Annotated in this window: 23 protein-coding genes, 1 pseudogene and 1 CRISPR repeat array; of the genes and pseudogenes, 11 read left to right on the top strand and 13 right to left on the bottom strand. The window is 71.0% G+C overall.

Annotated features, from left to right (window positions below; all coding sequences use genetic code 11):
- The first annotated feature begins 133 nt into the window (after positions 1–133).
- Positions 134–439, top strand: coding sequence for a hypothetical protein (locus ACFWPI_RS06610; protein ID WP_159398696.1), 306 nt, complete (start codon positions 134–136; stop codon positions 437–439).
- 65 nt (positions 440–504) lie between these two features.
- Here the strand turns inward: ACFWPI_RS06610 and ACFWPI_RS06605 are convergent, their stop codons facing one another.
- Together ACFWPI_RS06605 and ACFWPI_RS06600 are read right to left on the bottom strand one after the other, a co-directional pair.
- Positions 505–945 carry a hypothetical protein gene (locus ACFWPI_RS06605; protein ID WP_331744487.1) on the bottom strand — a complete coding sequence of 147 codons (441 nt, stop codon included), beginning with the start codon at positions 943–945 and terminating at the stop codon, positions 505–507.
- Between the two features lie 163 nt (positions 946–1108).
- Entirely contained in the window at positions 1109–1696 is a 588-nt protein-coding gene (locus tag ACFWPI_RS06600) for a TetR/AcrR family transcriptional regulator (RefSeq protein WP_380368682.1), read from the bottom strand.
- A gap of 79 nt (positions 1697–1775) precedes the next feature.
- Between ACFWPI_RS06600 and ACFWPI_RS06595 the strand changes: the two genes are divergently transcribed.
- A complete protein-coding gene (locus ACFWPI_RS06595; RefSeq protein ID WP_380368734.1) occupies positions 1776–2669 on the top strand; it encodes an NADP-dependent oxidoreductase in 894 nt (297 codons plus the stop codon).
- Between the two features lie 464 nt (positions 2670–3133).
- Here the strand turns inward: ACFWPI_RS06595 and ACFWPI_RS06590 are convergent, their stop codons facing one another.
- Complete coding sequence (locus ACFWPI_RS06590; protein ID WP_380368680.1) at positions 3134–3736, bottom strand: tetratricopeptide repeat protein; 603 nt, start codon at positions 3734–3736, stop codon at positions 3134–3136.
- 412 nt (positions 3737–4148) lie between these two features.
- Between ACFWPI_RS06590 and ACFWPI_RS06585 the strand changes: the two genes are divergently transcribed.
- Positions 4149–4391, top strand: a complete 243-nt coding sequence (locus ACFWPI_RS06585) for a hypothetical protein (protein ID WP_063352322.1) — start codon at positions 4149–4151, stop codon at positions 4389–4391.
- Here the strand turns inward: ACFWPI_RS06585 and ACFWPI_RS06580 are convergent.
- A complete protein-coding gene (locus ACFWPI_RS06580) occupies positions 4388–4954 on the bottom strand; it encodes a hypothetical protein (protein WP_380368676.1) in 567 nt (188 codons plus the stop codon). The genes ACFWPI_RS06585 and ACFWPI_RS06580 overlap by 4 nt on opposite strands.
- Before the next feature lie 204 nt (positions 4955–5158).
- Between ACFWPI_RS06580 and ACFWPI_RS06575 the strand changes: the two genes are divergently transcribed.
- Genes ACFWPI_RS06575 through ACFWPI_RS06565 form a run of 3 tightly spaced genes read left to right on the top strand, consistent with a single transcriptional unit; the run spans position 5159 to position 7426 of the window.
- Entirely contained in the window at positions 5159–6349 is a 1191-nt protein-coding gene (locus tag ACFWPI_RS06575; protein ID WP_380368674.1) for a helix-turn-helix domain-containing protein, read from the top strand.
- Complete coding sequence (locus ACFWPI_RS06570) at positions 6346–6921, top strand: HD family hydrolase (RefSeq protein ID WP_380368672.1); 576 nt, start codon at positions 6346–6348, stop codon at positions 6919–6921. Before ACFWPI_RS06575 ends, ACFWPI_RS06570 begins: the two co-directional genes overlap by 4 nt.
- A 28-nt stretch (positions 6922–6949) precedes the next feature.
- Positions 6950–7426, top strand: coding sequence for a TetR family transcriptional regulator C-terminal domain-containing protein (locus ACFWPI_RS06565; RefSeq protein WP_380368670.1), 477 nt, complete (start codon positions 6950–6952; stop codon positions 7424–7426).
- On the opposite strand, the gene ACFWPI_RS06560 is transcribed toward ACFWPI_RS06565, so the two are convergent.
- The 3 genes from ACFWPI_RS06560 to ACFWPI_RS06550 form a co-directional block, all read right to left on the bottom strand.
- A complete protein-coding gene (locus ACFWPI_RS06560) occupies positions 7416–7796 on the bottom strand; it encodes a CBS domain-containing protein (RefSeq protein WP_380368667.1) in 381 nt (126 codons plus the stop codon). The genes ACFWPI_RS06565 and ACFWPI_RS06560 overlap by 11 nt on opposite strands.
- A gap of 120 nt (positions 7797–7916) precedes the next feature.
- Positions 7917–9470 (bottom strand): DEAD/DEAH box helicase, encoded by a 1554-nt coding sequence (locus ACFWPI_RS06555; protein ID WP_380368664.1) that lies wholly within the window; start codon positions 9468–9470, stop codon positions 7917–7919.
- 372 nt (positions 9471–9842) lie between these two features.
- Positions 9843–10046, bottom strand: coding sequence for a cold-shock protein (locus ACFWPI_RS06550; RefSeq protein ID WP_030918248.1), 204 nt, complete (start codon positions 10044–10046; stop codon positions 9843–9845).
- A gap of 463 nt (positions 10047–10509) precedes the next feature.
- Between ACFWPI_RS06550 and ACFWPI_RS06545 the strand changes: the two genes are divergently transcribed.
- On the top strand, positions 10510–12564 hold the full coding sequence (locus ACFWPI_RS06545; protein WP_380368661.1) for a transglycosylase domain-containing protein: 2055 nt from the start codon (positions 10510–10512) through the stop codon (positions 12562–12564).
- Positions 12565–12703: 139 nt separating this feature from the next.
- On the opposite strand, the pseudogene ACFWPI_RS06540 reads toward ACFWPI_RS06545, so the two are convergent.
- The 4 genes and pseudogenes from ACFWPI_RS06540 to ACFWPI_RS06525 all read right to left on the bottom strand — a co-directional run.
- A pseudogene (locus ACFWPI_RS06540) lies at positions 12704–13507 on the bottom strand (ABC transporter permease); the annotation flags it as partial.
- A 13-nt stretch (positions 13508–13520) separates the two neighbouring features.
- Positions 13521–14375 carry an ABC transporter permease gene (locus ACFWPI_RS06535; protein WP_380368731.1) on the bottom strand — a complete coding sequence of 285 codons (855 nt, stop codon included), beginning with the start codon at positions 14373–14375 and terminating at the stop codon, positions 13521–13523.
- Between the two features lie 50 nt (positions 14376–14425).
- Positions 14426–15691, bottom strand: coding sequence for an ABC transporter substrate-binding protein (locus ACFWPI_RS06530; protein WP_380368658.1), 1266 nt, complete (start codon positions 15689–15691; stop codon positions 14426–14428).
- Between the two features lie 31 nt (positions 15692–15722).
- Positions 15723–16724, bottom strand: coding sequence for an ABC transporter ATP-binding protein (locus tag ACFWPI_RS06525; RefSeq protein ID WP_380424626.1), 1002 nt, complete (start codon positions 16722–16724; stop codon positions 15723–15725).
- On the opposite strand from ACFWPI_RS06525, the gene ACFWPI_RS06520 reads away from it, so the two are divergent.
- The 3 genes from ACFWPI_RS06520 (at position 16636) to ACFWPI_RS06510 (ending at position 18230) form a co-directional block, all read left to right on the top strand.
- Positions 16636–16929 carry a hypothetical protein gene (locus tag ACFWPI_RS06520; protein WP_380424629.1) on the top strand — a complete coding sequence of 98 codons (294 nt, stop codon included), beginning with the start codon at positions 16636–16638 and terminating at the stop codon, positions 16927–16929. The two genes, ACFWPI_RS06525 and ACFWPI_RS06520, sit on opposite strands and share 89 nt — an antisense overlap.
- Positions 16930–17171: 242 nt before the next feature.
- Positions 17172–17834 carry a GDSL-type esterase/lipase family protein gene (locus ACFWPI_RS06515; RefSeq protein ID WP_380368653.1) on the top strand — a complete coding sequence of 221 codons (663 nt, stop codon included), beginning with the start codon at positions 17172–17174 and terminating at the stop codon, positions 17832–17834.
- A 219-nt stretch (positions 17835–18053) separates the two neighbouring features.
- Positions 18054–18230: a hypothetical protein gene (locus tag ACFWPI_RS06510; protein WP_380368650.1), complete on the top strand. Its 177-nt coding sequence runs from the start codon at positions 18054–18056 to the stop codon at positions 18228–18230.
- 138 nt (positions 18231–18368) lie between these two features.
- On the opposite strand, the gene ACFWPI_RS06505 is transcribed toward ACFWPI_RS06510, so the two are convergent.
- Together ACFWPI_RS06505 and ACFWPI_RS06500 are read right to left on the bottom strand one after the other, a co-directional pair.
- Entirely contained in the window at positions 18369–19808 is a 1440-nt protein-coding gene (locus tag ACFWPI_RS06505; protein WP_380368648.1) for a carboxylesterase/lipase family protein, read from the bottom strand.
- A 71-nt stretch (positions 19809–19879) separates the two neighbouring features.
- A complete protein-coding gene (locus ACFWPI_RS06500) occupies positions 19880–20797 on the bottom strand; it encodes an MBL fold metallo-hydrolase (protein WP_380368727.1) in 918 nt (305 codons plus the stop codon).
- Between the two features lie 185 nt (positions 20798–20982).
- On the opposite strand from ACFWPI_RS06500, the gene ACFWPI_RS06495 reads away from it, so the two are divergent.
- On the top strand, positions 20983–21876 hold the full coding sequence (locus ACFWPI_RS06495) for a helix-turn-helix domain-containing protein (RefSeq protein WP_380368645.1): 894 nt from the start codon (positions 20983–20985) through the stop codon (positions 21874–21876).
- 319 nt (positions 21877–22195) lie between these two features.
- Positions 22196–23991: direct repeats of the CRISPR family, unit length 28 nt; unit sequence GAGCAACCCCCGCGAGCGCGGGGCCGAT.
- Positions 23992–24379: the final 388 nt, after the last annotated feature.

The raw sequence follows: 24379 nt of genomic DNA, 5'->3' as shown, positions 1-24379 counted from the left end.
GCAGGCCGGCGCGCCACCGGACCGAAGCGGAAGGGTCGGTTTCGGCCAGTTGTGCTGTTCATGTATACACGCATTCACATCTTCGGAATGCTGACCGCACATGCTGTGTCGGATCTACGACAAGGAGAAGGTCATGCGTCGAATCGCAGCCATCGGCACCGGGGCGGCACTGCTCATGGGAGCGGGGCTGATCGCCGCGCCGTCAGCCTCGGCGATCTCCTACTGCGTCACCAACCAGGGCCAGAACTGGGGCTCCGTCAACTGCCAGACCAGCGCCCCGAAGAACCACTGGCAACTCGTCCTGATCTGTGAAAGCGACAGCGTCAAGGGCATCCGGCAGACGATCAACGGCCGCTGGCACACCGGCGACGGCTCCGACACCCTGTACTGTTCCACGGGTTACAGCGCCGCCCTCACCAACGTCAACAGTGACAACTGACTGATGGGGGTGCGTGCCTGAGCGGTTTCCCGGGCGGTCAGCGGTCAGCGGTCAGCGGTCAGCGATCAGCGATCGCGGGCCGGCGCGTCGCGCAGTCCCTCCTCGAAGGCCGAGTACGGGTACTGGTCGGTGCCGAATCCGGGCATTTCGAGCTTCTTGAGCTGCCCGCCGACGACGTGGGACACCAGCGGCACGGGCAGGGCGTCCGGCCAGAGGCCGGTCCGCTTGCCCTCGGAGAGGACGCGGCGGAACGCGCCGGTGGATCCCCGCAGGCTGCGGCCGTTCGCCTTCAACTCCTCTGCGGCACACTCGCCGTCGCCCTCGACGACCTGAAGCAGGATCTGCTGCGCCCGGGGCGGCAGGCGGTCGTAGTACGAGCGGGCCCGCTCCGGTGTCCAGCGGTCGTCGGGCAGCGCGGTCACGACGGCGTCCGGCATGGTGGCGAAGGCGAGCAGCTTCTCCAGCGCCTCGGGGGTCGGATTCTCCACGGTGATCGTGATCCTCATGGTGCAACACCCTTGCAGCCCCGGATCCTGAACACAAATAACCGCAGTAGATGTGTTGCAGACAAGAAGGTCCCTCCGATTTGTCGAAGGGACCTTCAGTGCGGTTGTGGGGCTGCTCCGCGATGCTTCACGCGCGTCGAGCGCAGGGCTGCTCCGCGACGTTTCACGCGCGTCGAGCAGGGCCGGTGACCTCCCAGGCCGCCTCGATCATCCGGAAGATCTCGTCCACCGCGGCCTCCGGATCGGCCGCCTCGCGGGCCAGCGTGTAGGCGTCGATCGCGAACCTCGCGATCGCCCGGCAGGCCGTCGTGGTCTGCGGCAGGCCGAGGTCGGTGGCGATGGCCGTTGCCAGCGAGTCCGCGTGGCGCAGCCTCATCGAATCCTCGTACTCCCGCAGGGCAGGTGATTCCTCGATCATGCGCCAGATCGGGGCGGCGGCGTCCGCCGTGCAATGGCGCACCAGGGCGTGGATCTCGCGGCGCAGCGCGGGGATGAGCGGCTCGTGCGGCGCCCGGCCGGTGGCCGCCTGGGTGAGGCGTTGCTCGAAGTCGTCGTCCCGTTCGAACACCAGGGCCTCTTTCGAGGCGAAGTGGGAGAAGAGCGTGGTGACGGCCACGTCGGCCTCGGCGGCCACGTCCCGGATTCCCACCGCGTCGTACCCGCGTTCCAGGAAGAGCCGCAGGGCGGTGTCGGCGATCTTCTGGCGGGTCGCGGCCTTCTTGCGTTCGCGGCGTCCGGGCGGCACGGTCATGCCCTCACGCTAGCAGATACGAAGGTGGAACAGTTCCGAAACACTAACCGTTAGTGCTACGGTCGATCGCATGAAGAACATGAAGAAGGTGAGCTTCGCCGAGTTCGGCGGGCCGGACGTTCTGCAGCTCGTCGACGCCGAGCGGCCCCACCCGGGCCCCGGCCAGATCCGCATCGCCGTACGGGCGGCGGGCGTCAACCCCGTCGACTGGAGGATCCGCGAAGGCCAGTTCCTCCAGGCCCATCCGATCGAGTTGCCCTCCGGCGTCGGGCAGGACGCCTCGGGGGTGGTCGACGAGGTCGGCGAGGGCGTCGACGGGATCGAGGCCGGCGACCACGTGTTCGGCGAGGGCTTGAGCACCTACGCCGAGTTCGCCGTGCTGTCGGCCTGGGCCCGGATGCCCGAAGGGCTGACGTTCGAAGAGGCGGCCGGCTATCCCTCCGTGGTGGAGACCGCGCTGCGCATCATCCGTCAGGTCGGCGTGCGGCCCGGGCAGACGCTGCTGGCCAGCGGCGCGTCCGGGGGAGTCGGCTCGGCAGTGCTGCAGATCGCCCGCGACCGCGGCATCACGGTGATCGGCACGGCCGGCGCCGCGAACCAGGACTACCTGCGCAGCCTGGGTGCCGTCGCCACGACGTACGGCGAGGGCTGGGTCGAGCGGGTGCGGCAACTCGGCCAGGTCGACGCGGCGCTCGACCTGGCCGGTTCGGGCGTGATCCGCGAACTCGTCGAGCTGACCGGGGATCCGCAGAAGGTGGTCTCCATCGCCGATCTCGGGGCGCCGCAGTTCGGCGTCCGGTTCTCCGGCGTGGCCGGGAGCATGCCGGAGGCGCTCGCCGAGGCCGTCGACCTCATCGCGCGGGGCAGGCTCCACATTCCGGTCGAGAAGTCGTACACGCTCGCCGAGGCCGCGGCAGCGCACATCGACAGCCACGCCGGCCACACCCGGGGGCGCCGGGTCGTGCTCGTCTGAGCCGCATTCCGGAAAGACGTACCACCCTTGCACCTTGTTCTCGACCTGTGGAAACAGGCCGAGGTGGTGGGGGTCACGACCCTGGCGTGGCCCCTTCTACCGCCCTGCGGCGCGTGTTTCTCAGGGCATCGTCGTCCGCCCTGCGGCAGCGGGAGCAGTCGCAGGGCGGAGGCGGGCCCGCCGCTGGGGGTTGAGGGCGGTGGGGGTGCGAGATGGTCAGCGGCGGGCGGAAGGCGTAGGGCGCACCGGCGCTACGCAGGGGCCGGCGGAAGGTTCGTGACCGTGCGCGAAGCCTGGTCGCGCGCGCGGAACCCGAAGGAGATGAGGATGACGCTCTCTCCGGCGCTGAGCGGCGTCCGGCCGTGCGGCGTGAGCGCGCCGTCGAATACGGCGCAGTCACCTGCGGCGAGGTCGCATTCGAGTGCCCACCGGGCCGGCGTCCGGGCCGTGGTGCGGGACTGGAGCTATGCGGTCCACTGGCCGCTCCGCTGGCGCGGTGCCGCGTTGTCTGCCGCCGACGCGTCGGCCTGGCCGATCAGCAGCTCGACCCGGTCGAGTGCGGCCTGTGTGGAATCGACCAGCCCGGTGTCCCCCTTGGCGATCCGCAGGCGCAGCGCTTCTTGCAGACGGGCCTGTGCGCCTGCGAGGTCGCCGCGTTCCATGAGGTGCTTTCCGGTGTGCTGGAGCGCGAAGTCAAGGAGCTCCGGGTGCTCGCTCCGCGCGGTGTTCAGCGCGCTGCGGTAGAGCGCGTCCGCACCCTGCACGTCACCGGCGTAGCGGTGCGCGTCGCCGAGGTTGAGCCCGGTGGCGAGGACGGCCCGGGTGTTGCCGATCGCTGTGGCGAGGTCGAGCGACTGCCGGAGGAACGTCCGGGCCTCCTCATGGTGGCCCAGGCACATCTGGCCGATGCCGATCCATCTGGTCAGGACCTGAGTACGAGCGGGGTCTGCCTCCTCGGGCAAGGCCCGCAGTTCCTCGTGGAGTTGGCCGACCGCGGTGGTCAGCTCGTTCCGGTCGGTGGGGACCATCCGCAGGTTGCCGTTGTGAGTGATGAGGTGATCAAGCACGTGACCCTCCGTGGTTCGGTTCCGCTCAGCGTGGCACTACAGCTGGTCGGTCTGGTGGCGCAGGTCGGCCAGCAGCCGGGTCCTTCCGGTCGAGGTCGAAGAAGGAGCCGGCGGGGGACGTGGGGTGGTGATGGAGGTCTTCAATGCGGACTCTCCTTGAGTGGGTGTGTGTGCGACACCGAGTGGCGGGTCGGCTCGGATGATCACCCGCGCCGACCCGCCCATGCCGTCAACTAGCCGACATCAGTTGGGGACTGCGGTCAGACCTCGGTCGGTGCTCACGCTTGGGGGTGCGTCGCGCCATCGGTCTGTGCTCCTTCGCCGAGGGCGGCTGTGGGGCGCGGCGGCCCTCGGAACTCCTGCGACACCTGGGGCTTGCGCGCTTCGGTGTCTCGATCGCTACTCTGCGTTCATGTCCGCCGAGCCGTTCATCAACGATGACGACGATCACGATGCGTGCTGGATCTGCCCCAGCCTCCGGCTCCCTGCTGGGGCGTTCGATGTGCTCGAACGCCCCAGCAGGGGTTACCCGTTCAACCCGGACGACGGCTTCCGGTACAGCCGGGAGGGAATCCCGGCCTGTGTGCACGGAGACCGCATCGGGCTGCCTCCCGGCCGGTACGCGAGTGCCGGCCAGGAGCTGCCCGAGGGCTAGAAGGTGATGGCGTGCTCTCGCCCGCTGCGACCGAAGCCGATGGAGCCGTACTTCTCGGCGAGGATGGCCAGGCGGCGGTCCACCTCGGCCTTGTCGAGCCAGTAGCGGGTGGGCGGCTCGGTGCCCCACGCGGCCAGGTACGCCGCGTGGGTGTACTCGCCGCCGGTGTAGTCGGTGTGTTCCTGATCGGTCTGGTGGATCAGCGTGAAGCCGGTTCGCTCGGCGATGCGGGCGAGCAACTGCGGCTGCGCGATCATCGCGTGCGTCATCTCGTCCACGGGGACGGGCAAGGCCAGCTCGGCGTCGGTCTCGCTGCCGGTCAGCTCGTAGGCCGCCGCCTTGAGCGCGATGGCGCGCAGGCCCTCGGCGAACAGCGGAACCTTGTCGGTGTCGAGGTTCCACTGGCTGATGGTCGGGAACCCGGTGAAGCACTGCCAGTCACTGGAGTACTCCAGGGTCGCCGCCTCGAACGCCGAGAACTCGGGGTCCGCGGTGATGGCGGCCAGGATCTCGCGGGCGCGCTCGCCGACCTTGTCGGCCGCCGGCATGGTGCTGGTGGACATGCTGGTCCTCCTGCTGGGTGGTTGAGGCTGCCGCACGGGGATCTACGGCAGGGCATCACGGCTGTTCGCAGGAGACGGAGTTGGTACTAGGCTTCCGCTGTCACCCCGCGATGCCGTAGTCATGAAGTTACGGTCGGTGAATCCAGGGCTCGACGGACTGCCAGTACGAGTTGCCCGGATGATCGAGGCAAAGGGGGGCCCGAAATGGCTGCTCGGACACCACCGAGGCGCGGCGAAACACTGACTGACAGTCAGCCCGCGCTCGTTCGGGTTCCCGAAGGGGTGATTTCCGGCTTCCTGTTCAAGGTCATCCGGGAGCAGATCCCGAGGACTCAGGACGAATTGGCCGTGGACCTGGGCATCGACAAGAGCACTGTCCAGGGTTGGGAGTCCGGCCGTCGGCCGCTCTCCTCCACCAGGGCCGGGAACCTGGTGGTGCTGCGCCGGAAGCTGATCCTGCTCGGCGCGCCGACTGGGCTGGTGGACCTGATCAGCCTCGCGATGGACGCAGACTTCGTCCTCGGCGAGATACTGCGGTCCCGGCCCACGAAGGCCGAGGTTCTGGGGCATCCGCTGGCCGGTTGGGTGCTTACCCGAGACACCACGCACATGATCGGCTGGGCCATCAGCGGGGTTCTGCCCGGTGCGGTGGCCGCCGAGTTGAGCATCCCTGCCGCACGACGCGGGCCCGTCTCCACTGCGCCGCTCCTTGGGCAGGACGTGCGCTCGTGCTTCTTCGACAACCTCCGGCACACCGCCGACCTGGTGGAGGCCGGGGGTGAGGAGACCGCTCTACTCCGGAGACAGGTCTGGTACCTGTCCTCCTACGATCGGGCACGCGATGTGGCCGAGTGGTTCAGTGGGATGCAGCGCCGAGGCCGGATTCCCTCGGCCGGTTCGGGGTGGTCACCCCGCTGGGCCGAAGCGCGGTCGGTCGCGGCAGCACTGGCGCGACAAGGGGACCCCGAGCTGCTCCGGGACTTCATCGCCCGCTCGATCACCGACAACGACGACTTCGAAGCCGCGAACCTGAACTACTGGGCTCACTGGCTCGGGCTCGACTCACGTCCCCAGATCAGCGATGACTTCATGGCCGAGCAGGACCGCCCGGTGTGGGACGCCTCCACGCTGCTGCGGCAGTTCGCCATCCGGCTGGACCGCGCGGGCGAGTACACCGACCTGTACGTCCATTCGATCTGGGCACTCATGCTCACCCGACGCGGCCTGGCCGATGCGGACCCCCGTACAGCCCGCGACCTGGCCGCACGAGTGCGCACGCTGCTTGATGGTGACGGTCTTTCACGACAGTCCCGTCGAGAGTTGGAGTCTGTGCACTACGGTCTGCGGGTAGGTGGGTCCAGCAACTACCGATCCAACAGCGAAGGACAGCTATGACGGACGACAAGCAGGGGAAGGGCACCGCGAGCTACCTGTTCGAGGCGGGCATGCTCAAGCGGGCGAAGCGCCAGGGCTGGTGGATCGCTGGAGTCAAAGACCCTGAGTCGGTCGCGGAGCACTCGTTCCGCACGGGCGTAGTCGGCGCGGTGCTCGCGATGATGGAGGGTGCCGACCCGGCCAAGGTCGCCCTCCTGTGTCTCTTCCACGACACCCAGGAGACCCGGGTCAGCGATATCCCGCACGTCAGCCGGCGCTACCTCACCGCCGTCTCGAACGAGCGCGTGACCGCCGACCAGGTCAGCGCCGCTCACCCGGCCGTTGTTGCCGGGGTTCAGGCCATTGTGGAGGAGTACGAGAACGCCGAGAGCTTGGAAGTCACCGTCGCCCATGACGCGGACAAGCTGGAGTGCCTGATTCAGGCCGTGGAGTACCGCGAGCAGGGTTACCAGAACGTCCAGCCGTGGATTGACAGCAGTCTCGGCAGCCTCAAGACCGAGTCGGCTCGCACCCTTGCGGAGGCAGCGCTGACCATGACGTCCTTGGAGTGGCAGAGGATCTACCTCGGGTGACGCTGCCGACGTCCGTCTACTCGTAGCGGTGGCGGGAGATGAAGTAGCCGTCCTCCCGGATCTCCTCCATCTCCGACGCGAAGTCGCGGTCGTTGAGGGCGACGTCCAGGCGGCGGTCGTGGCCGGCCCCGGTGACGCTCCAGCGGCTGGCGGAGGAACCCGGCCGCACCCCGGCCGGCCCGGGGAGCAGATCCTGGGCCTGGCCCGCTTCATCGCCGAGGGGCTGCCGGCCATCTCGCACCGGGGCTGTCCGTTCATCAACTCCATCGCCGAACTGCCCGACCGCTCCGACCCGGCGCGGCAGGTCATCGAGGAGCACAAGGCCCGCCAACTGCGCAGGCTGGTCGCCATGTGCGCCGAGGCCCGGCTGCCCGACCCGGCGCAGACCGCAGCCGAGATCACCTTCGTGCTCGAAGGGGCGCAGGTCTGCGCGCAGAACGGCAGCGTCGACCAGGCGGGGGAGCGCCTGATGAGGATCGTCGAGGGGATCGTGTCTAGAAGCTGAGCAGGCCGATGGCGTGGCCGTCGTGGTCCACCACCGGCCACGCGTCCAGGCCGCGGGCGCGCATGGCGGTGGCCGCCGTGGTGGCGGGCATGTCGGCGGTGGCGAACGGGGCGCGGTCGAGGACGATGTCGCGCACCGGAGTGCGCTCGGTGTACCAGGACCGGGCCTGGAACGGCGCGAGGTGCAGGCGGGTCAGCAGCCCGGCGCAGCGGCCGTCGTCGTCGCGGACGAGCAGGTGGTCGCTTCCGGAGCTCTGCAGGACGTCCATCGCGGTGTCGACCATGACGTCGTCGCTGATCTGCAGTTCCGGGCGTTTCATGAGGTCGCCGACCGTGGCGGTGCTTGCGGGGTGTCCGGGGGCGATGGTCATGGGCGGGCTCCTTCGTGTCGCTGCTGCCGGGGTGCCGCGGAGGGCTGGGAGGGACTGGGGAGGCCTGGGAGCGGCTGAGCGGGCCCGGTCCGCATGGTGAACCGGGCCCGCTCCGGGGTGCTACGCGGCGAGGGTGACGCGCCTGGGCGCCCGGCGACGGCCTGAGGAGCCCTGGTTGTCGCGCCCGGAGGCCGCGCGGGTGTCGCCTCCGGTGGGGGCGGGGCGTCCGCGGCGGCCGCGGTTCGTGGCCGCGCTGCGGCGCGGACGCTCGACGACGGGGTCGGCGATGACCACGGGCACACCGGTGGGGACGCGGGCGCCGGTGATGCGGGTCAGGTCCTCGTCGCCGGCGAGGACCCTGGTGGTGACGGGGGTGATGCCAGCGGTGGTCATCATCCGGGCCATCTGGCGGCGCTGGCTGGGCAGGACGAGGGTGACGACGGTGCCGGACTCGCCGGCCCGGGCGGTGCGGCCGCCCCGGTGGAGGTAGTCCTTGTGGTCGCTCGGCGGGTCGAGGTTGACGACCAGGTCGAGGCCGTCGATGTGGATGCCCCGGGCGGCGACGTTGGTGGCGATCAGCGCGGTGACCTGGCCGGTGCGGAACTGCTCCAGGGTGCGGTTGCGCTGGGGCTGGGACTTGCCGCCGTGCAGGGCCGCGGCCTTGACCCCGTTGGCGAGCAGGTCCTCGACCAGCGCGTCGGCGCGGTCCCGGGTGTCGGTGAACATGATCACCCCGCCGTCGCGGGAGGCGATGTGGGCGATCGTGGCGTTCTTGTCGTGGTTCTGCACGTGCAGCACGTGGTGCTCCATGGTGCTGACCGCTGCTGCGGACGGGTCCACCGAGTGGGTGACCGGGTCGTTCAGGAAGTGCCGCACGAGGCGGTCGACGTTGCGGTCCAGGGTGGCGGAGAACAGCATGGTCTGGCAGCCTTCGGCGACCTGTTCGAGGAGCTCGGTGACCTGGGGCAGGAAGCCCATGTCGGCCATCTGGTCGGCCTCGTCGAGGACGGTGACGCCGACCCCGTCCAGCTGGCAGTCGCCGCGCTGGATCAGGTCCTTGAGCCGGCCGGGGGTGGCCACCACGACCTCCGCCCCGCGGTTCAGCACCTGCGCCTGGCGGCCGATCGACATCCCGCCGACCACGGTCGCCATCCGCAGGCGCACGGAGTGGGCGTAGGGGGTGAGCGCCTCGGTGACCTGCTGCGCGAGCTCGCGGGTGGGGACCAGCACCAGGGCCAACGGGCGGCGGGGTTCGGCCCGCTGCCCCGCGGTGCGGGCCAGGACGGCGAGACCGAAGGCGATGGTCTTGCCGGAGCCGGTGCGGCCCCGGCCGAGCACGTCGCGGCCGGCCAGGGAGTTCGGCAGCGTCGCGGCCTGGATGGGGAACGGCGAGGTGACGCCCTGGCGGGTCAGCGTCTTCAACAGGGCTGCGGGCATGTCCAGTTCGGCGAAGGACTCGACGGCCGGCAGGGCGGGAGTGGTGCTCACCGGCATCGCGAACTCGCCCTGCGGGGAGGAGTCCTGGCGGCGGCCCCGGTCGGAGGAGCGCCGGCCGCCGGCCGGACGGGAGCCGTAGAAGGAACTGCCGCCGGAGCGGGAGCCTGCGGCGGATCGGGAGCCTGCGCCGGAGCGGGAGTTGGCGTTCTGGTACGAGGAGCGACTGGAGCGGTTCACGTGGAAACCTTCCTCAAGGCGGCGCGTCACGAGGAAGGCCCCGTGGCGCGGGGCGCCGACGGAGACCGCAAGGGAACGGGCCGGAAGTGTGACGGGCGGAGCGTGGACGGTAGAACCGTGCGGCACGTCACCTACGGTCGGCGCTCACCCGGGAGGGGCGGGAGCGAACGACCTCGAACCGTGAGCTGTCACGGCAGGGCGCCGATCCGGACGCGGAGCTGTGGGTCTCGCGTGGGGATGGCCGCCGGTGGCGGAGCCAGGGGGCCTGAGCGGCCGGGAATGCGTCCGTGACGCAATGCCGAGGGGCCCGCACCGGGCAACATGTACGCGGTGCGGGCCCCTCGCTGCTAGGCGGGTGCCGTGGCAGAAAAACTACAGCGGGCGAATGTTCTCGGCCTGCGGGCCCTTCTGGCCCTGCGTGACGTCGAACTCGACCTTCTGGCCCTCGAGCAGCTCACGGAAGCCGTTGGCGTTGATGTTCGAGTAGTGGGCGAAGACGTCCGGGCCGCCACCCTCCTGCTCGATGAAGCCGAAGCCCTTTTCCGCGTTGAACCACTTCACGGTGCCATTAGCCATAAAAATAATCTCCTTCAAGGGCTGTCCGAAGCCCGCACCATGCAGGCTCCGAGTCGCCGCGATGAGCACCCACCCGGGGAAGAGCCGGGAAACAAAAATGCGCCTGCAAAACATCAGCAGGCGCACACAAAGTCCATGGGAACCACTACTGCAACTCGTACGACTCTAGCAGGCTCGGGCCCGCCACGGGCGAATTTGTCGCCCCGGGTTTCGCGGGAGCCTCCCCCCGGGGCTGCCGGATTCGGAAAGACCGCCCTTGCCCTCTCCGGCGCCAACGGCAGGAAGTGTCAATTCCGCCGCCTCGGATGACGGACTTCGCGGAGTTCGCCGGAGCTGGGCTGGACGGGGTGTCGCGACAACCGCCAGAACCCGAGGCGAGCGGCGGACTGTCACAGGGCTGTGACACGGCGGGGTCCGCCTCCCAAGGAGTTCCTCATGACGCGCACGTAACGTCGCGCACGACATGGCGGAGAAGCGGGAGGCGATGGAGATGCGGAAACTGGGGCACGGAACGCGGCTGATCGGGGTGAGCGTGATCGCCGGGATCGTGGCGGCGGGCATAGCCCTGCCCGCGGTGGCGGCCGCCGGGCTCGGCGCCCGGTCGGCGGCCGACGACTTCCAGAGCCTGCCCGACGACTTCAAGACCCCGGCGCTCTCACAGGCCTCGACGATCCTCGACGCGCAGGGCGGCACGATCGCCACCGTGTACGACCGCGACCGCACCGTCGTCCCGGCGGACCAGATATCCCCGCTGGTGAAGACCGCACTCGTCGACGTCGAGGACAACCGCTTCTACGAGCACGGCGCGATCGACCTCAAGGGCGTGCTGCGCGCCCTGGACAAGAACGCCACCTCCGGCGGCACCGCGCAGGGCGCGTCCACCCTGACCCAGCAGTACGTGAAGAACGTCTTCGTCGACGAGGCGGGCGACGACCCGCAGAAGGTGGCCGAGGCGCAGCGCCAGACCGTCGGCCGCAAGATCCAGGAACTGAAGTACGCGATCAAGGTCGAGGAGACCCTGAGCAAGGACCAGATCCTCACCAACTACCTGAACATCACCTTCTTCGGCGAGAAGGCCTACGGCATCGAGTCGGCAGCGCGGCGCTACTTCGGCGTGCACGCCAAGGACCTCACCCTGCCGCAGGCCGCGCTGCTCGCCGGCCTGGTGCAGTCGCCCACCGGCTACGACCCGACGGTCAACCCGACCGCGGCGAAGGACCGGCGCGACACCGTGCTGCGCAAGATGGCCGAGTACGGGCACATCACCAAGGACCAGGCCCAGCAGGCCATCGCGACCCCGCTCGGGCTCAACGTCCAGGCGCCGCAGCAGGGCTGCATCCTGGCCAAGCAGGGCGAGGGCTTCTTCTGCGACTACGTGCGCCAGACGGTGCTCACCGACCCGGCCTTCGGCAAGTCGGCGGCCGAACGGCAGGCGGTGTGGAAGCGCGGCGGCCTCCAGATCCACACCACCCTCGACCCCAAGGCCCAGGCCTCGCTCTACGCCTCCGTCACCGCCCACGTGAACGCCGGCGACCAGGCCGCGACCGCGATGAGCATCGTCGAGCCGGGCACCGGCAAGATCCTCGCGATGGGCCAGAGCCGCCCGTACGGAGTCGACGGCAAGCAGCACCAGACCCAGATCAACTACAACGTCGGCAAGGCCATGGGCGGCGGGCTCGGCTTCCCGACCGGCTCGACGTTCAAACCGATCGTCGCCGCGGCGGCCCTGGAGAACGGCATCTCGCCGAGCCAGAGCTACACCACCGACTACAGCATCCCGTGGCCGGCGATGACGGACTGCTCCGGCGGCCGGTTCCCCTCCGCCGGGCAGGTGCACAACGACAGCCAGAGCCTCACCGGCCAGTTCGACATGAAGACGGCCATGGCGCAGTCCGTCAACACCTACTTCGCCAAGCTGGAGGGCGACGCCGGGCTCTGCAACGTCGCCCAGATGACCAACAAGCTCGGCATCACCCAGCAGGCGGGCGGCGAGAAGCTCCAGGTCGTCCCGTCGATGACGCTCGGCAGCAACGACCTGACCCCGCTGGAGATGGCCGGCGTCTACGCGGCCTTCGCCGCCCACGGCACCTACTGCGCGCCGACCGCCATCGCCTCGGTGACCGGCCCCGACGGCAAGCAGCTCGCGGTGCCGCAGGCGAACTGCTCCGCCGTGATGTCGACCACCACCGCCGACACCGTCACCGCGATGCTCAAGGGCGTCGTCGAGGACGGCACCGGCCAGACCGCCGGCCTCAGCAGCCGCGACAGCGCCGGCAAGACCGGCACCACCGACGCGAGCCGCCAGGTCTGGTTCGTCGGCTACACCCCCGAGATGGCCGGCGCCACCGTCGTCAGCGACACCGACAACCCCAAGCCCCTGGACGGCCAGCGCATCGGCGGCACCGTCGTGGGCCAGGCCTTCGGCGGCACCCTGGCCGGCCCGATCTGGCGCGACGCCATGAACGGCGCCCTCGCCGACACCCCGGCGGGCACCTTCACCCCGGTACAGCTGCCTTAGCGGGCTCGTTCTGGGCGTGCTCGTCCTGAGCGGGGCCGCGCCGACGGAATCCGGCGCGGCCCTGGTGCCCGGCGCGGTCCCGGCGCCCGGCGCGCCCCCCCCGCGAGCGCCTGCGGCCGGGGGCCGCTCGGGGGCCGTGCCCCTCCAGCGGCTCGCCGGACAGGCGCTGCGCCAGGTAGACCGGCAGGACGGCCAGGACGATCAGCACCGAGGCCACGACATCCACCACCGGGCCCTGGTTGGGCCGGGCCAGGTTCTCGAAGATCCACAGCGGCAGCGTCCGGGTGCCGGGGCCCGCGGTGAAGGTGGTCACCACGATCTCGTCGAAGGAGAGCGCGAAGGCCAGCAGCGCCCCGGCGAGCAGCGCGCCGCGCACGGCGGGCAGCGTGACGTGCCAGAAGGTCTGGAAGGTGTCCGCCCCGAGGTCCGCCGACGCCTCCTCGGCCGACGGCGCGATGCGCCGCAGCCGCGCCGACACGTTGTTGAACACCACCACGATGCAGAAGGTGGCGTGCCCGACGACCACGGTGAACAGGCCGAAGCCCACCCCGAGCGGGGTCAGCACGGTGCGGAACGCGGCGTTGAGCGCGATGCCGGTGACGATGCCGGGCAGGGCGATCGGCAGGATCAGCAGGAAGGAGACCGACTGCCGGCCGAAGAACCGGTACCGGGTCGCGGCGAAGGCCGCCATGGTGCCCAGGACCAGCGCCACCCCGGTGGCTCCGAGCCCGGCCTTCAGCGACGTGGCCAGCGCCTCGCGCAGCCCGGTCTCCTGCCAGGCGGCCGTCCACCAGCGGGTGCTGAAGCCGGACGGCGGCCAGGCGAAGGAGCGCGAGGCGTTGAAGGAGTTCACCAGGACCAGCAGCAGCGGGGCGTAGATGACGGCGAACCCCAGGGCTGTCGCCGTCCGGAGCAGGATCCGGGCACCGCGGGAGAGTTGCATCAGGGCGTCGGCCTCACAGACTGTCCAGCGCGCCGGTGCGGCGCACGGCGAGCAGGTAGCCCACGATCAGCAGCACCGGGACGCAGGACACCGCGGCCGCCAGGGGCAGGTTCAGCGTCACGTTGGACGCGATGACGTTGCCGAGCATGGACGTGGTGCCGCCGACGATCTGCACCGTCAGGTAGTCGCCCAGGCTCAGCGAGAAGGTGAAGACCGACCCGGCGATGAGCGCCGGCCTGGCCAGCGGCAGCACCACCGTGCGCAGGGTCCGCCAGGGGCCGGCGCCGAGGTCCGCCGCCGCGGCGAGCAGGCTGTCCGGCAGCTGCCCGAACGCGGTGCACAGCGGCAGCACCATGTAGGGCAGCCACAGGTACGCGAGCACCATGACCACCGCCGGCACGCCGAAACCGGGGGAGTGCCCGCCGAAGGGGGCGGCGACCCAGTCCAGGACACCGCCGTGGCTGAGCATCACCCACCAGGCGTAGGCCTTGACCAGGTAGCCGGCCCACAGCGGCGTCAGCACCGCCACCAGCAGCAGGCGCCGGCTCCCGGGTCGAGCGACGCGGGCGATGAAGAAGGCCATCGGGAGGGCGACCACCGCGTCGATCACCGTCACCGACACCGCGATGCCCAGCGTACGCACGGCGACCGTCCGGTACTGGGGATCGGTCAGCAGCGACCGGAAGTTGTCGACGGTCCAGCGCTGCTCGACGGCGGAGGTGAACGCGTTGGTGGTCCAGAACGCGGACAGCAGGAGGACCGCCAGCGAGCCGAGGTACGCCAGCACCAGCCAGGTCATCGGCGCCGCCAGCAGCGCCGCGAGCCGCAGACCGGGGCGCCGGTCGAGCAGCCCGGCCAGCCGGCGCATCGGGGTGCGTGTCGGGGTGCGCGCGGGGGTGTGCGCCGGGGCAGGGGCGCTCAAGAGCTCTTGATCCCGTTCCAGGCGGTGACCCACTGGGCGTACGCGGTGCAGTCGTCGCGGCCGCTGCCGTCGGCGCACTGCGCGGTGGGCGTGGTCCAGTAGTAGACGTCCTTCCACCAGTTCTCGTCGGTGGCGTGGTAGTCGGCGCAGAAGCCCGGGTTGTCGGTGATCTGCGCGCAGGCCTTGGAGTTGGCCGGGGCCTCGCCGAAGTACTCGGCGACCTGCGCGTTGGCCGACGGCGAGACGATGTAGTCCATCCACGCGTAGGCGCAGTTGGGGTGCTGGGCGTGCGCCGAGACCATCCAGGTGTCGGACCAGCCGGTGGAACCCTCGACGGGCAGGACCGCCTGCGTCCGCACCCTGCCGTCGGCGGCGACCGCCTGCTGGATCACCTCCCAGGTGGTGCCGATCAGGGCGTCGCCGGAGTCGAACGCCGCCTGCTCCTTGGTGTAGTCGCTCCAGTAGGAGCCGACCTGCTTCTTCTGGACCTTGAGCAGTGCCACCGCGGCGTCCAGTTGGGAGGAGGTCAGGGCGTAGGGGTTCCTGATGCCGAGCTCGGGCCTGGTCCTCATCAGGTACAGCGCGGCATCCGCGATGTAGATCGGACTGTCGTACGCGGTGAGGTGCCCGGCGTAGGGCGAGTCCGGGGTGAAGACCGCACCCCAGGAGGTCGGCGCGGGGGTGACCTTGTCGGTGTTGTACATCAGCAGGTTGGCGCCGCGCCCGTGCGGGATTCCGTACGGTACGTCCTTGACCGAGTTCCACGGGCGGTTCTTCAACCCGGGGTAGATATCGGCATAGTTGGGGACGAGCGCGGTGTTGACGGGCGCGACGTCGCCGCCCGCGATCAGGCGCAGCGTCGCGTCACCGGAAGCCGAGACGGTGTCGTACTGGCCGGTCTTCATCAGCGCGACCATCTCGTCCGAGGTGCCCGCCACCTTGAGGCTCACCTTGCAGCCGGTCTGCCGGATGAACGGGGTGACCCAGTCGACGGCCTTGTTGTCCTGCCCGTACTCGACGTAGCCGGCCCAGGCGACGATGTTGACGGTGCCCTCGCCCGGGCCGAGGGACTTCTGCGCGGGGATGTCCGGTGCGGTGAACCCGGTGCCCGTGCCGCCGCCGCCACCGGAGTTCGACGCGCACGCCACGGGAAGCAGCAGGGCGGCCGCGGCCGCCAGGGCGCTCAGGGGGCGGCGGTGGAGGCGGGGGCGGCGGGGGCGGCGAAGCAGGGTCCGGCGGCGTAGGGGGCGCGTTGTGCTCATGAACTCGATCGCTTTCGTCAAGGGTTGAGGGTCAGGAGTTGTCGATACGGACGGTGTGGTGTCGCCGCCAGGCCAGGAGGACGCTCGCCCCCCGGCGGCGGGAGGCGTCGGCACCGGAGTCGTCGAGACCGGAGCCGTCGAGACCGGAGCCGTCGAGGTTCTGCCGGACGGCCACCAGCCGGCCGCCCGCCGCCAGGTCGACCAGGAAGCGGGTCTGCGCGCCGGCGTAGACGACCTCGCCGATCGTCCCGGTGACGCCGTACTCGTCGGGCCCCGGCGGGTCCTCCGCACGGGCGATGCGGATCTTCTCGGGGCGCACCGAGTACGTCCCGGGCCGGCCGAAGACCTGCTCGGCGCAGGCGCCCCGGAGCAGGTTCGAGGTGCCGACGAAGCCCGCCACGAACGCGGTGGCCGGCCGCTCGTACACCTCGGCGGGAGTGCCGACCTGCTCGATCCGGCTGGCGTTGAGGACCGCGATCCGGTCGCTCATCGTGAGCGCCTCGTCCTGGTCGTGGGTCACGAGGACGAAGGTGATCCCGGCCTCGCGCTGGATCTGCTGGAGTTCGAGCTGCATCTCCAGCCGGAGCTTCAGGTCGAGGGCGCCGAGCGGCTCGTCGAGCAGCAGCACGGACGGGCGGTTGACCAGCGCGCGGGCCAGCGCGACCCGCTGGCGCTGCCCGCCGGACAGTTCGGCCGGGCGCCGATCACCGAAGGAGGGCAACTGCACGCTCGCCAGCGCCTCGGCCACCCGTGCGGCCCGCTCCGCCCGCGGCACCCGCTTGACCTTCAGCCCGTACTCGACGTTCTGCCACACCGACAGATGCGGAAAGAGGGCGTAATCCTGGAACACCGTGTTGACGTCGCGGTCGAACGCGGGCAAGCCGGTGACGTCGACCCCGCCCAGCAGCACCCGGCCGGCGCTCGGCGCCTCGAAGCCCGCGATCATGCGCAGCACCGTGGTCTTTCCCGACCCGGACGGCCCGAGCATCGAGAAGAACTCGCCCGGCCTGATCTCCAGATCGATCCCGTCCACGGCGCTGACCACGCCGAACGCCTTGCTGACCCCGGACAACGCGACCGCACCGGGCACGAGCGGACGGCCGGCCGAGCGGCCCGACGCACGCTCCGGAGGGTTGGGAGAGGGGCTGGCGGACGGACTGGGAACTGGGCTGGACGTCATCCGCACCTCGGTCTCGCGGCTTCTGCTGTCGGATCCGCGGGGCTGTCGAATCCTCTGAATCCTCGACTGAAGCAGAAAAGCCACCGGCCCGGGTGGCGGCGGCCCACCGGCCTCGGGGGCCGTCAGCGCGATGACGGGGGCATGGCGGTGACATGGCGGCGCTTGTCAGCCCGATGACGGCGAGGTCCGGCACCTTCGAGAGGTCCGGCCTTGCCTCTCCTCGCCCGAATTCACTTCCACGTCAACCGAATTCACGTCCACGTCCACGCCCGCCTCCATATTCACGTTCAAGGAGCGCACATGACGATCACCATCCGACCGGGAAGCACCGTGATGTTCACCGGCGACTCGATCACCGACTGCCAACGGCAGCAGAGCGAAGACGGCCTCGGGTACGGCTACCCGCTGCGCGTCGCGGGCGAGTGGGGCTTCCGGCACCCGGACCGGCCCGTGACCTGGCTGAACACCGGGAACGCGGGCGACAAGGTGATGAACCTCGAAGCCCGCTGGCAGACCGACGTGCTCGACGCCCGCCCGGACGTGGTGTCGATCCTCGTCGGAGTCAACGACATGGGCTGGCACACGCTGGACCCGGCGGGGCGCGTGATCCCCGCAGAGGAGTTCGAAGCGGGCTACGACCGCCTGCTCGCGCCCCTCGCCGAGGCGGGCGCGCAGCTGATGCTCATCGAGCCGTTCCTCCTGCCCATCCACGGCGTCATCGAGGCCGGCGCCGCCTTCATCGGAGAGCATCAGCGGCAGCAATGGCGCACCGACCTGGACCCCAAGATCCAGGCCGTGCGCAAGCTCGCCCGCACCTACGGCGCGCACCTGCTCGCCGCCGACGGCATGTTCGCCGAACTCGCCGCCGCGGCCGGCCCGGAACACTGGTCCGAGGACGGCGTCCACCCGACGCCCGCCGGCCACGCCGCACTCGCGGCAGCCTGGCTGCGCCTGGTCGCCTGACCGGGCCCGCGACCACCGGCGACCCGGCGACCCGGGTGGACGGACAGCTGGGGGAGAGCCAATGAGCTGTTCGCACCCCGTAGTTGAAGATCACCGGGCTGGTGTGCCTGGTCGGCTACGGCTGCTGATGACCATGGCTCGTAATCGACTGGCTGTTCCAGGACTTCGGACGGCAAGATCGACTACGCCTGATCGGAGCACAACAGAAGGAGACTGCCCATGTCCGACGACCAGCCCGACGAGACCACCACCGCCGAGGCCCCCGCCCAGCCTGTCGCCGCCAAGCCCGTTGCCAAGCCCGCCGCCAAGCAGGTCGGTCAGCAGACTCTAGGGAACAAGACCATCCAGGGACAGATCATCACCCACACGATCGTCAAACCGCTGAGGGCCGAGTGACCTCTTCGGCGTTGGGTGAGGCGAGGCCCGAACGGTGGACCGTGGACCCGAAGTAGCCAGGTCCGCGTCCCCCGTCCGGCCTCGGGGGAGCCATGTCTCGGGCGGCCACTGGCAGCCCCTGGCGGTTGCTGGCGGCGCTCAGCCGCCGAAGGCCTCCACCACGGGTCGCCGCAGGTCGTAGGCGGCCCAGCCCGGGTCCCCGGTGCCGGCGAACGCGACCCAGGCACCGTGGACCCGGGCTGCGAGCCCCGCCGGGGCGGGTTCGGGTCCGAGCAGCCCGGTGTCGCCGTGCAGCCACGGTTCGTCGGCGACGTCGAACACGAAGGGCAGTTCGACGGTGTGGGCGGCGCCGAGCCGCCCGCCCAGGGCCGTCGAGCGGTACCCGAACGAGTAACGGTGCGTACGGCCGCCCGAGACCCGCGCGTGCGCCTGCGCCAGACGCTCCGTACCGGTCTCGAACAGGGCCTGGCCGAGCACAGCGGAGCGCAGCTCGCCCGGTGTCGCACCCGGCCGAACCGCGCGGTGCGCGGCCAGGGCGGCCTCCGGGTCCGCGTGCACCCGGGCGGCGACGGCGAGCACGTCGGCGTCCGTGGTGGACCCCAGACCGCCCTGCGGGACGACGTAGAGGTGCCCCTCCTCGGTGGTGGTGCCGATGAGCAGATCGACGTCGGCGGCCGGGCCGTCGGCGAGGGCGTCGGCGGGCTGCGCCGGCAGGACCAGGCTGAACGGGCTGAGCCCGGCCAGCGGGTCCGAAGCGGTGCCGGTCCGCAGATCCAGGCCGGCCAGCGCGGGCAGGACCGCCACGAAACGCTCGTCCGGGACCAGGGCGAACGCCTCCACGGTCGGCTCGACGCCCAGCGCGGCCGCCACCGCGGCGGTGACCCGCTGCGCCTGCTCCGGCGTGAACGCGCCGCAGCCGTTGCCGCTCTGGACGATCGCCCGCCGGAACAGACCGGCGGCCGCCGGAGTCGCGAGCAGCGCGCCGACGAGCGTGGCACCCGCGGACTGGCCGAAGACCGTGACGTTCCCCGGGTCGCCACCGAAGGCCGCCACCGAGCCCCGCACCCACCTGAGCGCGGCGAGCACGTCGAGCAGCCCGCGGTTGGCCGGAGCACCCGCCAGCTCCAGGAACCCCGGCACGCCGAGGCGGTAGTTCACCGTCACCAGGACGACGCCGTCGCGGGCGAACGCGCCGCCGCCGTAGAGCGCCGCACGGTTCGAACCGGTGACGAACCCGCCGCCGTGCACGAAGACCATGACGGGGCGCCCGCCCCCGTCGGCGGCCGGCGTGTGGACGTCGACGGTCAGGTACTCCTCGCCGGGCACCCAGCCCGGCCCGAAGTAGGGGCTCATGTCGAGCCGGCCGAAGTCCCGGGCCGGCTGGGGAGCGGTCGGCGAGGGCCTGCTGCCGTCACGGACACCCGACCAGCCCGGGTGCGGCGCGGGCGCGGCGAACCGGCCGGCACCGACCGGCGCCGCCGCGTACGGAAGGGCGCGGAAGCGCTCGCCGGACTCGTCACGGACGCCGCGCACGGCGCCCGCCGGGGTTTCGGCGACCGGATCTGCCTGTCGGGACACGGGATGACTTCCTCTCTGGAAAGGGACATGGTTTGAGGGATCTCCGGACGGGACGTCAGGAGATCAGGACGTCAGGAGATCCGGGAGAAACCCGCCCACTCCTTGATCGCGAACTTCGACCCGCTGCGCGCGACCTCCATCGCCCCTCGGCCGCCGAAGTGCGCAGGGAGGACGAGCGCGTTGTTCTCGGCGGCGCGGCCGAGCAGCCTGCGCCGGGTCGCGCGGGACTCCGCCGGGTCCTCGCAGAAACAGGAATTGGTCTCCGGCTCCGCGATCTGCAACGCGGTGTGCACCAGATCCCCGACGAACAGGGCCTGGTCGCCGCCGGACTCCAGGGTGAGCACGGACGAGCCGGGAGTGTGCCCGGGAGCGAGATCGAGACGCAGATTCCCGTCGATCCGGTACGTCCCGTCCCACAGGTGTGTCAGCCCCGCCGCGTGGACCGGCGCGACGCTGTCCTCGAACACGTTCTGGTTCCCCCGGCCCAGTACGCTCCTGTGCCCGTTGGCCGGGTCCCAGAACTCGAAGTCCCGCCGGGGCATCAGATACGTGGCGTTCGGGAAGGTCGGCACCCAGTCCCGGCCGTCCAGGCGGGTGTTCCAGCCCACGTGATCGACGTGCAGATGGGTGTTGACCACGACGTCGACGTCCTCGGGCCGCACGCCGGCAGCGGCGAGGTTGTCGAGGTAGCCCGTGTCCAGGCGGCTCCACACCGGCGCGTAAGGACGGTCCTTGTGGTTGCCCACGCCGGTGTCCACGAGGATCGTGCGCCCCTCGCTGCGCAGCAGCCAGGACTGGATCGCCGTACGGCACTCGTCCGTCTCCGGGTCCCAGAAGTCGGGCACCAGCCAGTCGCGGTGCTCGTCCCACGAACCGTCGGGGCTGTCCGGGAAGAACTGGCCCGGCGCCAGCCCGGCCGAGCCGTAGAACTCCTTGACGCGGGTGACGGTGACGTCGCCCAGGGTGATCTGGTCGGGGTCCTGATCCATGTTCTGGTCCATGCTCTCGTTCATGTTCTGATCCATGCGGTCCGTCCTCGGGTCCGGGATACGCGGCCGAGTTGGTGGCCGAATGAGACCGATCCTGGACACCCGGACGGGCACCAACCACTCCCGGCTTGTCCTACCCCTCGCAGGGTGTGGCAGGGACCGGGCCGCCACCGAATACTGGGGCGATGAACGGACCAGGCCCACTCGGCGCCTTCCTCCAAGCCCGACGGGCGCAGCTGCGGCCCGAGGACGTCGGCCTGCGCGACCTCGGGCCCCGCAGACGGGTGGCCGGGCTCCGGCGCGAAGAACTGGCCCAACTCGCGGGCGTCAGCGTCTCCTACTACACCCGGCTCGAACAGGGCCTGTCCCGCGGGGCCTCCGCCGAGGTACTCGACGCCATCGCCGGCGCACTCCTGCTCGACACCCACGAGCGCGCCCACCTCGACCGGCTCGCCGACACCGCCCGCCACACGCCCCGGCCACGCCGCCCACGGCCCGAGAAGCTCGCCGACGAAACCCGGGACCTCCTCCGCGCCGTCGACGGCGTCCCCGCGATCGTGCTCGGCCGCCGCACCGACGTCCTGGCCTGGAACACCCTCGGACACGCCCTGCTGGCCGGCCACCTCGACCTCCTCAGCCCGGACGACCCGGCACGACGACCGAACATGAGCCGGATGCTCTTCCTCGACCTGCACTGCCGAGACCTGTACGCGGACTGGGAACGCAAGGCACGCGCGGTGGTCGGCAACCTGCGCATCGCCGTCGGCAGACATCCGGAGGACGCGCTGCTCGCGGGTCTGATCGGCGAACTGACCATGAAGAGCCAGGAGTTCGTCGCCCTGTGGGCAGACCACCGCGTAGTGCCGTGCGACGCCTCGTCCTACGAGCTGCACCACCCCGTCGTCGGCACGGTCACGGTGACCCAGCAGACCCTGTCCATCGCCCGCTCACCAGACCAGGCGCTCATCGTGTGCACCACCCCCGCCAACTCCCCCTCCGAACAGGCCCTCACCCTCCTCCGCCACGCGGCCGCCGGCCGGGCACCGTACGTGTGCGGCTCCGGCGCTTCTCAGGTGTAGGCCGGGTAAGCGCTGCGGCCCCGGGCCCGCTGGAACGGCGCCGCCCCGGCCTCCGCTGCGCGGGGCGCAGCGGGGCTTGCGGTCTTCCCCGAACCGCCCGCGATCCTCCGAGCAGCCAGCACCGACACGGCCAGGCGGACGCAGGCCACAAGCGCCCGCGCAAGGCCAAGAGCACCAAGCGGACCTCGAAGGCGCGCAACGGCTTGAAGCCCTCCCCCGACCGGCGGCAGGAACTCACCAGCCACCGCCCTCGGCGACAGCAAGGGACATCACCGGGAGGCTGAGGACCCCACATGGACGTCGACCGTGAATACAGAGTGGAGCAACCCCGCGAGCGCGGGGCCGACATGGGCAGCACCCAGTCCAGGCGTACCCAGCCGGAGCAACCCCCGAGAGCCCGGGGCCGATGACGGTGATGACGTGCTTCTGCTGCTCGCGCAGGAGCAATCCCCGCGAGCGCGGGGCCGACCGCGCGGGTCAACTCGGCTTTCGTGTACATGTAGAGCAACCCCCGCGAGCGCGGGGCCGATGACGCCCGCATCCGCCGGGATCTGACCGACACCGAGCAACCCCCGCGAGCGCGGGGCCGATAGCAGATCGACGAGCTGCGCACCGAAGCGCACCGAGCAACCCCCGCGAGCGCGGGGCCGATATCTCGGGCCGTCGTCCTTGGGCTGTACGGCGGAGCAACCCCCGCGAGCGCGGGGCCGATGGCGCTCGCCGTTCCCCGCCCCGGCCCGGATCGGAGCAACCCCCGCGAGCGCGGGGCCGATCGCACCGGCTCCACCCCCAGGTGCCGGGCAAGGGAACAACCCCCGCGAGCGTGGGGCCGATCAGTGGCGGAGCCGTGCCCGCCGTAATTCGCAGGAGCAACCCCCGCGAGCGCGGGGCCGATAGCGGATCGCGGGCTCGAACCGTGTCCGCACGGGAGCAACCCCCGCGAGCGCGGGGCCGATTCCGGCGAGCGCATCCTGTCCACCAGCACGCCGGAGCAATCCCCGCGAGCGCGGGGCCGATACCCCCGACCCCGATGACGCGTCCCGCACGACGGAGTAACCCCCGCGAGCGCGGGGCCGATTACACGTCGGCTGTCCCGTACGCCTTGACCAGGGAGCAACCCCCGCGAGCGCGGGGCCGATCCGTACAGGGCGCATACGGTGACGATCTCCCGGGAGCAACCCCCGCGAGCGCGGGGCCGATACGGCGACCGGGCGGCCGGCCTCGGGGGCCGCGGAGCAACCCCCGCGAGCGCGGGGCCGATTGACCGTGGTCGTCGAGGAGGGCGGCGGCCCGAGAGCAACCCCCGCGAGCGCGGGGCCGATGTGTCCGGCCTCTCCGGCCGGGAGCGTGAGGTGGAGCAACCCCCGCGAGCGCGGGGCCGATCCGTCCGGCGCCTCCGTGTAGGGGCGGCCGAAGGAGCAACCCCCGCGAGCGCGGGGCCGATGCGTAGCGCAGCGCCTTGTGAAACAGCGGCACGGAGCAACCCCCGCGAGCGCGGGGCCGATCTGCGGGTGTGTGAGCCGGAGGAGGCGTTGGTTGAGCAACCCCCGCGAGCGCGGGGCCGATCGGCCGGACGGAACCCTGCTCCAGCACCACGGGGAGCAACCCCCGCGAGCGCGGGGCCGATCTAGCCCCATGACACCCTCCGGTACCAAGCCAGGAGCAACCCCCGCGAGCGCGGGGCCGATGACACCGCCGAGGACCTGTGCGGCGACCTGTGGGAGCAACCCCCGCGAGCGCGGGGCCGATAGATACCAGGCCATCGGCTTAGTGCCCTCTTCCGAGCAACCCCCGCGAGCGCGGGGCCGATCACGCCGCCGCCGCTACGTCGTCGGTGACCGGGGAGCAACCCCCGCGAGCGCGGGGCCGATATCCTCAACAAGGCGGACGAGGCCGTGACACGGGAGCAACCCCCGCGAGCGCGGGGCCGATTGCGGCTTGTCGGGCGCGCTTCATCGAGGAGCGGAGCAACCCCCGCGAGCGCGGGGCCGATGCGCTGACGGCGGGGATGCGCGGGTTGTCGACGGAGCAACCCCCGCGAGCGCGGGGCCGATCGAGGACGCGCGGGCCCGCCGCGAGCAGGAAGCGAGCAACCCCCGCGAGCGCGGGGCCGATACTTCCTGACCTGCAGTGATTAGCGGGCGAGGGGCCTGATTGATTCAGTTCGATCGGTAGAGGCGCCGTCGAACAGCCGATGCGTCGCTGCCATCTCTCCTTGCCCCAGGGCTGGTTGTCAGTGTCGTTGCCTACGCTCTCGAAGCGTACTCGCACGTGGAGGTCAAGACGATGGCTGAGGATTGTTGGCAAGGGAAGATGATGCGAAAACAGAACCGCGACAGCCGACCGGCTCGCGGTAGCCCCCTCGGGGAGCCAAGCGGCATGGCCCTGCGACGGCCTCCCGGAAGCCGGCGCAAGGGCCCGGGGCCGCCCGGGGGGGGGGTCCGTGGTGGGTAGGGTGGATAACGCCGCCGGGCCCCACGCGGAATAAGGAGGGGGCGGACCC

Origin of the sequence: Kitasatospora sp. NPDC058492, from assembly GCF_042720685.1 — a bacterium.
Taxonomy (GTDB): Bacteria; Actinomycetota; Actinomycetes; order Streptomycetales; family Streptomycetaceae; genus Kitasatospora.
The sequence above is the reverse complement of the archived record's forward strand: the minus strand, read 5'-3'. Positions and strand labels throughout refer to the sequence as shown.

Bases quoted from the DNA above. Each gene is read 5' to 3' on its own strand.
- ACFWPI_RS06610 (WP_159398696.1), top strand. From the start codon at position 134: ATGCGTCGAATCGCAGCCATCGGCACCGGGGCGGCACTGCTCATGGGA.
- ACFWPI_RS06605 (WP_331744487.1), bottom strand. From the start codon at position 945: ATGAGGATCACGATCACCGTGGAGAATCCGACCCCCGAGGCGCTGGAG.
- ACFWPI_RS06600 (WP_380368682.1), bottom strand. From the start codon at position 1,696: ATGACCGTGCCGCCCGGACGCCGCGAACGCAAGAAGGCCGCGACCCGC.
- ACFWPI_RS06595 (WP_380368734.1), top strand. From the start codon at position 1,776: ATGAAGAAGGTGAGCTTCGCCGAGTTCGGCGGGCCGGACGTTCTGCAG.
- ACFWPI_RS06585 (WP_063352322.1), top strand. From the start codon at position 4,149: ATGTCCGCCGAGCCGTTCATCAACGATGACGACGATCACGATGCGTGC.
- ACFWPI_RS06580 (WP_380368676.1), bottom strand. From the start codon at position 4,954: ATGTCCACCAGCACCATGCCGGCGGCCGACAAGGTCGGCGAGCGCGCC.
- ACFWPI_RS06575 (WP_380368674.1), top strand. From the start codon at position 5,159: ATGGCTGCTCGGACACCACCGAGGCGCGGCGAAACACTGACTGACAGT.
- ACFWPI_RS06570 (WP_380368672.1), top strand. From the start codon at position 6,346: ATGACGGACGACAAGCAGGGGAAGGGCACCGCGAGCTACCTGTTCGAG.
- ACFWPI_RS06560 (WP_380368667.1), bottom strand. From the start codon at position 7,796: ATGACCATCGCCCCCGGACACCCCGCAAGCACCGCCACGGTCGGCGAC.
- ACFWPI_RS06550 (WP_030918248.1), bottom strand. From the start codon at position 10,046: ATGGCTAATGGCACCGTGAAGTGGTTCAACGCGGAAAAGGGCTTCGGC.
- ACFWPI_RS06545 (WP_380368661.1), top strand. From the start codon at position 10,510: ATGGCGGAGAAGCGGGAGGCGATGGAGATGCGGAAACTGGGGCACGGA.
- ACFWPI_RS06535 (WP_380368731.1), bottom strand. From the start codon at position 14,375: ATGCGCCGGCTGGCCGGGCTGCTCGACCGGCGCCCCGGTCTGCGGCTC.
- ACFWPI_RS06530 (WP_380368658.1), bottom strand. From the start codon at position 15,691: ATGAGCACAACGCGCCCCCTACGCCGCCGGACCCTGCTTCGCCGCCCC.
- ACFWPI_RS06520 (WP_380424629.1), top strand. From the start codon at position 16,636: ATGCGCAGCACCGTGGTCTTTCCCGACCCGGACGGCCCGAGCATCGAG.
- ACFWPI_RS06515 (WP_380368653.1), top strand. From the start codon at position 17,172: ATGACGATCACCATCCGACCGGGAAGCACCGTGATGTTCACCGGCGAC.
- ACFWPI_RS06510 (WP_380368650.1), top strand. From the start codon at position 18,054: ATGTCCGACGACCAGCCCGACGAGACCACCACCGCCGAGGCCCCCGCC.
- ACFWPI_RS06500 (WP_380368727.1), bottom strand. From the start codon at position 20,797: ATGGATCAGGACCCCGACCAGATCACCCTGGGCGACGTCACCGTCACC.
- ACFWPI_RS06495 (WP_380368645.1), top strand. From the start codon at position 20,983: ATGAACGGACCAGGCCCACTCGGCGCCTTCCTCCAAGCCCGACGGGCG.